The 5,740-nt window shown below is 43.4% G+C and carries 7 protein-coding genes; 1 reads left to right on the plus strand and 6 read right to left on the minus strand.

Annotation, left to right across the window (positions count from 1 at the left end):
- The coding region (locus ACESZG_RS18710; protein WP_373218944.1) for a zinc ribbon domain-containing protein at positions 1–284 on the plus strand (284 nt) is incomplete at its 5' end.
- 445 nt (positions 285–729) lie between these two features.
- Here the strand turns inward: ACESZG_RS18710 and ACESZG_RS18715 are convergent.
- Genes ACESZG_RS18715 through ACESZG_RS18740 form a run of 6 tightly spaced genes read right to left on the minus strand, consistent with a single transcriptional unit; the run spans position 730 to position 5,353 of the window.
- Complete coding sequence (locus ACESZG_RS18715; protein ID WP_195990667.1) at positions 730–2,094, minus strand: sensor histidine kinase KdpD; 1,365 nt, start codon at positions 2,092–2,094, stop codon at positions 730–732.
- Positions 2,085–2,747: a response regulator transcription factor gene (locus tag ACESZG_RS18720; RefSeq protein ID WP_173706656.1), complete on the minus strand. Its 663-nt coding sequence runs from the start codon at positions 2,745–2,747 to the stop codon at positions 2,085–2,087. The genes ACESZG_RS18715 and ACESZG_RS18720 overlap by 10 nt, the downstream gene beginning before the upstream one ends.
- Positions 2,748–2,785: 38 nt before the next feature.
- On the minus strand, positions 2,786–3,163 hold the full coding sequence (locus tag ACESZG_RS18725) for a NisI/SpaI family lantibiotic immunity lipoprotein (protein ID WP_025580194.1): 378 nt from the start codon (positions 3,161–3,163) through the stop codon (positions 2,786–2,788).
- A complete protein-coding gene (locus ACESZG_RS18730; protein ID WP_195990668.1) occupies positions 3,156–3,899 on the minus strand; it encodes a lantibiotic immunity ABC transporter MutG family permease subunit in 744 nt (247 codons plus the stop codon). Before ACESZG_RS18730 ends, ACESZG_RS18725 begins: the two co-directional genes overlap by 8 nt.
- 2 nt (positions 3,900–3,901) lie before the next feature.
- Positions 3,902–4,648 (minus strand): lantibiotic immunity ABC transporter MutE/EpiE family permease subunit, encoded by a 747-nt coding sequence (locus ACESZG_RS18735; protein ID WP_008705323.1) that lies wholly within the window; start codon positions 4,646–4,648, stop codon positions 3,902–3,904.
- Positions 4,649–5,353: a lantibiotic protection ABC transporter ATP-binding protein gene (locus tag ACESZG_RS18740; RefSeq protein WP_195990684.1), complete on the minus strand. Its 705-nt coding sequence runs from the start codon at positions 5,351–5,353 to the stop codon at positions 4,649–4,651.
- Positions 5,354–5,740 lie beyond the last annotated feature (387 nt).

Here is a 5,740-nt window from a genome sequence, read left to right on the forward strand (position 1 = left end):
TAGCCGGAGGCCTGCATTTCGGAAAAGGGATACAGGATAACGGATACGGTCAGTTCCTTTCCATGCTTGGATATAAGTTGGAAGAACGTGGAAAATATCTGATAAAAGTAGACAGATATTTTGCATCCAGCAAGATGTGCAGTGTATGCGGACATAAGAAGAAAGAACTGGCATTATCAGAACGGACATACCTGTGCGAATGCGGAAACCAGATGGACCGGGATGTGAATGCGGCGGTCAATATTCTGGAAGAAGGAAAAAGAATATATAAAAAATGTGCATGATAGCACAGAAAAGATCCGTAACCGGATAAAAAAAGAACCGCGGGACACGCGGGGATAGCCTGTTTTAGCTTTGCCCTGAAGGGCAATCGAGCAGGAAGCTCCCACTTCAAAATCTGTAAGATTTAAGTGGCGGGAGCATGTCACGCGGTAGAAGTGGATTAGATTATAATGATAGTAAAACAGCATGGCGGCGTCCTCCCGTGGGCCGCCATGCCTTTAACTGCTGGGAATGACAGAAAGAAAGCAGCGGCCTTGATTTCCCAAAACCGCCACCAGTGAATATAAATTAAGCGTGAAAATGGGTCTGCCCAGCAGCGGTTTTTTTCTTTTCTGCCGCTGGGCAGATGTTTTTTCTTTAGATACATGATAAGAGGAATTTTTGAAGATTCCATAAAGATTTGAAAAATGGACGGACATAAAAGACGTCCATTACACTATCGGAAAATCAGCAAGGAAGTTTCATAGTAACCTTTGCGCCGCCGGTTTCTTTTGAATTTTCTAAAATAAGCTGACCATTATGTTGTTCCATAATCGAATTTGTAATATATAGACCCATACCAAAGTGTAACTTTGAATTGCGGCTTTGATCGCCCATATAGAACCGTTCCTGTGCGTGGCATAATGCCTCTTTAGAAAACCCCGTTCCCTCGTCTGTGACTGAAATTTCCACGAAACCGTTGTTACTCTGAACATCCACATAAAGCGTTCCGCCTTGCGGGGAGTAGTCCAGCCCATTACTGATAACATTCATAATAGCACGTTCTATCAGCACCCTATCAAATTTCAGCATTTGAGGGAGTGAAACAGTATTCATTTGCAGCCGGATTTCTTTTGTCCGGCATAGTGATTCCATATAACCGAACAAGTGCTGCATGAACGCTGGCAAGTCTATACTTTCAATATGGAGCTGATAACCAACCGCCGCCCGTGATATATCAATCAGGGTTTGAATATATGACTGCATCTGGCCGGAGCTTTCCACGACGTAACCAGCGTATAATCGTTGCTCATCATCAAGATTTGTTTCTGTGAGTAAATCAGCATTTCCTTGAATAACCGTCAGAGGCGTTTTCAAATCATGGGCAAGCGCGGCGATTTGCTCTTTCTGTGTCTGTTCGGTTTTCCATTGCCGTTCTAACGAAATTTTCAGATTATCTTTCATATCTGAAAAAGATGCAAGGACATCTTCAAACTCTTTGATTTTGGCGTGTCCTACTTCAAAATCAAGGTTTTGCTTTGAAACCTCCGCAGTTGCTTCAAAAAGCGGGGTCAGTTGTGTACGCAGGTTCTTAGCAAATCTGGCGGTCAGTATGATAATGACCAGCAGCGAATTTACAGCCATCAGGATAAACACAAGCGTGTCAGGAGATGGAAAATATTCCGGTAGCCATGACACTGTAAATTGAGAACCAATATAATACCTTAAAACGCAAAATTCGTTTTCCCGGACAACAAGTGCAAACTGCCTCCCCGTAGCATATTCAATATATTCTCCCTTTGCGTACAGCAGGGCAATTTCTTTTTCATCATCGTCCATATTGCTGTAAAGCTCATTAAAGTTCTTGTCCAGAATTAAGTAGCCGCATCCCTGTGGAATCACAACCTTTGTAATATCCGGGGCAATCGTCAGCGTTGGAATGATCTCTTTTACCTGCAATTCACTTAGATTTGCTCTTGTAGCTAATCCAGCATTTACAGCAAGTCCCTCCAAACCAGAAGGGACAATAATTGCCGCTATCAGCATGACAATGAGGGAGATAGCAAACTGGCGAAACAATATTTTCAATGTAGGTTTCTTTTTCACTCCCATTTATATCCTATCCCCCATACGGTGCTGATCGGACTTATTTTGAAATGCTCCAATTTCGCACGAATATTTTTTATATGCGTTGAGATCGTAGAGTTATCGCCTATTCCATCAAACCCGAAAACGGCTTCATAGATTTGTTCTTTTGTAAAAACCTGTCCCCGGTTTTTCGCAAGGTATTCACAGATTGAATACTCGCTTTTGGTAAGGGGAACCGGCTGTTCTGAAACATACAGTACCTTTGCGGAAAGGTCAAATCTTATATCAGGCTCAAATGAAAGTGTGCTGTGATGCTCCCTTTTTTCTCTGCGTAAATGTGACGCGACACGGGCGCGAAGCTCCTGAATACGAAAAGGTTTCGTAATATAATCATCCGCACCGATGCCCAATCCAAACAATATATCTTCCTCTAATGTCTTTGCGGTCAGAAAGAGAATCGGGCAGTCTACCATATTCCTGATCTGTTTGCAAAACTCAAACCCGTCTGTGCCAGGCATCATCACATCCAAAAGAATGAGGTCATAGAAATGCAGCTTTTTGATGTCTACATCATCCGCATTTTGACAGACTGTTATCAAATATCCATCTTTCCCCAAACTGTTCTTAATCAATTCCAAGATAGAAACTTCATCGTCAACTACAAGTAAGTGGGTCAAAAAATCACCTCCCGCCCCATTATACCACATTGTCGAGGTTACTCATCATTATTTTTAATGTCAGCTTTTCGATATTCATTGTTGATATTTACAGCTACGGCATTGCTTATATCCACATCCACAATACTGTAAACGTAGCCGAAACTGAAATCTTCCCCCGCCACATTTTTGAAGCGTTTCGATACCTGCCCGATTTCTTCTTGCAGTTCTGACATTTCAAGACATTCATCCGTTATGGTATATGTCAGGCCGTTATATGAAATTTCATCATAGTTTGCGGCGTTCAGCTCATAATACGGCAGAGATTCATTTAACGCCTTATTTTTATCGGCGGTATCGCGGAGCGCACCGCAGGCCGATAAGCATATAAGACTTACAAGCACAATTACCACGGCAAACAGGCACTTTTTATTCACTGTTTTTACCTCCCTCCCAACCATGAAACCAAACCAAACTGGCAATCAGCAGACAAACAGTGCAGCATACAGAAATAATCATACCGCTGAAAAAATCGGTTTTTACCTGTGCATACAGTTGGGGGCTATCCCATGCAAGCACAGTGTAATCCATAGCACGAACGCCCCAGGCCCAGGGAATATATTTCCATGTAGCGTCACCAAGCCCTGTTATCATAAGGGCAGCTATTAAACTCCCTGCAATTCCCAATCCCATAGATGCACCTTTTCCGAAGCTCATTCCCACAAACAAATGAATCAGGTAAATGGGAAGCATGGTAATCAACAATAGAATCCCTGCTTTCAGGTAAAGGCTTGCCGGAGCATCCCTATATAGTGCAGCGAATGTTCCTAACGCTAAAAATGTTGCGCCAAAAGCACAGATCATCAGAAAACCAAGTTTACCAATATACGTTGCCATGCGAGATGGGATTGTTCCCAACAAAAGCTGATAATGCCCGGCCTGATTTTCGATCTGAACAACCAGGCCCACAATAATGCCGATCAGAAACGGGAACGCAACGGCCAGCACTTCCAGATAGGCACTGATTTTGGTTGCCAGTTCCCATCTGGATATATGATAGTAACCCGCAAAAATCGCCGCACATATAATCGGAATCATGCTGTGTATATAGAGCAAAATGCTATGTTTACACTTCTGATATTCTGCTTTCCAGCAGCGAACCACAGATACCATAGTTACCCCACCTCCTTTTTCTCAAACCATCTTGCAGTTAAAAATGACAGCGCCGCAAACCAGGCCAGCGAAATGACCAATACAAGTATAATCATCCAAAATGCCATTGCCGTACTCTGATCTGCAACCGGCTCACCATTAGGCAAAATACCTAACACGGAAATCATAAGATGCGGCACCCAGCTATACGGGCAGATCATCCACAAAGAGGTTGTAGCCGTGAAAATCCCTAAAACGCTTCCAAGTCCGGCATTAAGAATAACCGTGACAAAGATACCAACTTTTTTTGATAACCATAAGCACAGCGGAACTTCCCATAGGCTTGCAATGACAATACAAGCTGTTCCGGCCGCAGCCTGCCAAATTCCGATTGTCAGGGGAATTTCGTTGATAACTAATATTGCAAAACCGCCCAACAGATTTAGCGCCAGGAAAATGAAATTCCCCACACAGGAGTAAATACCGGCCACTCCAATTTTTGCTTTCCAGACTTTGTTCTGCGAAACAGGCAATGAAGCAACGGCACGATATTTTAGTTTGCCATTATCCCGCTGTTCAATCAAGGCACAGGTGAGCGTAAGGAATCCAGGATAAAGCAGGATATACCACCAATTATAAGAATTGAGCTGGAACCAAAGAGGGGCAAAAAAGTTCATAAGCGCAGTTACAAACGGGGCCAGAACGATCAGCGTTTTTGTGAAAGTTCTCTTATGCTTTAGGTTCTCTGCCTGAATATATGCCATCTCCATTTAATATCCCTCCTTACCATTTCTGCGAATAACATCCATAAAGAGTTGTTCCAAATCTTCACCGGCGCGAAGCTCTCCCTCATATCCAAGGACGCCGCCAGCAATGATACCCACATGATCTGCAATCTGCTGGACTTCTGACAGAATATGGCTGGACAAAATAACTGTAATCCCTTTGCAGGGAAAAGAGCGAATTAACTCTCGAAGTTCCTCAATCCCTAAAGGGTCAAGGCCGTTAGTCGGTTCATCCAGAATCAAAAGCTGGGGACTGTTCAGCAATGCAATAGCAATACCAAGCCGCTGCTTCATACCAAGAGAAAACTGCCCGGCCCGTTTCTTGCCGGTATTCGTGAGCTGGACAATTTGCAATACCTCGTTAATTCGTGCATCGTCCAGGCCGAGCAATGTAGTTCTGACTTTGAGATTTTCGTATGCAGTCAGATTTTCGTAAAGCGGGGGCATCTCAATCAAAGCACCGATATTCTCCAGATCATTCCGCTTCCACGGGTGGCCGTCAAACTCGATGCTTCCCGATGTGGGGCGCAAAATGCCGGTGAGCATTTTTAAAATCGTGGATTTGCCAGCCCCATTCGGCCCCAGCAGACCATAAACCGAGTTGCGCCGGATGTTCAGTGACACATTGTTTACCGCCATTTGCCCCTTGAAATTTTTGCAGAGGTCAGTCGTTTTCAAAATCATATCCATATAATCAAGTCCTTTCTTTGATTTTACGGATAGCATACCGGGCAATTTTGAAGATTTCATAAAGATTCCCGAAAACAGAATATGAACAATACACCGTAACCGTGGAGCATATCGCAACAAAGCACCAACCTACGCATTTAGGGCCTTAAAAAGCCCTACCGGAATTGAGCGGTCTGGTGTAAAGCGGATACGACTTCATGATCTCCGCCATTCCCATGCCAGAAACAGAAGAGTTTTTCTACCGACTGGGATTAAAAGATGGACTGAATCTGAAAAATACGGTAAAATTAGTATTAGAAATGATATCGTGAAATCGTTAAGGAAAGAATCGAAGGTGGTGCAAACGAAAAAGCAGTATGGAGACTTTTCATTAACTGCCCTTTCGTT

It is taken from the genome of Blautia sp. Marseille-P2398, from assembly GCF_964240315.1.
Classification (GTDB): domain Bacteria; phylum Bacillota; class Clostridia; order Lachnospirales; family Lachnospiraceae; genus Blautia_A; species Blautia_A wexlerae.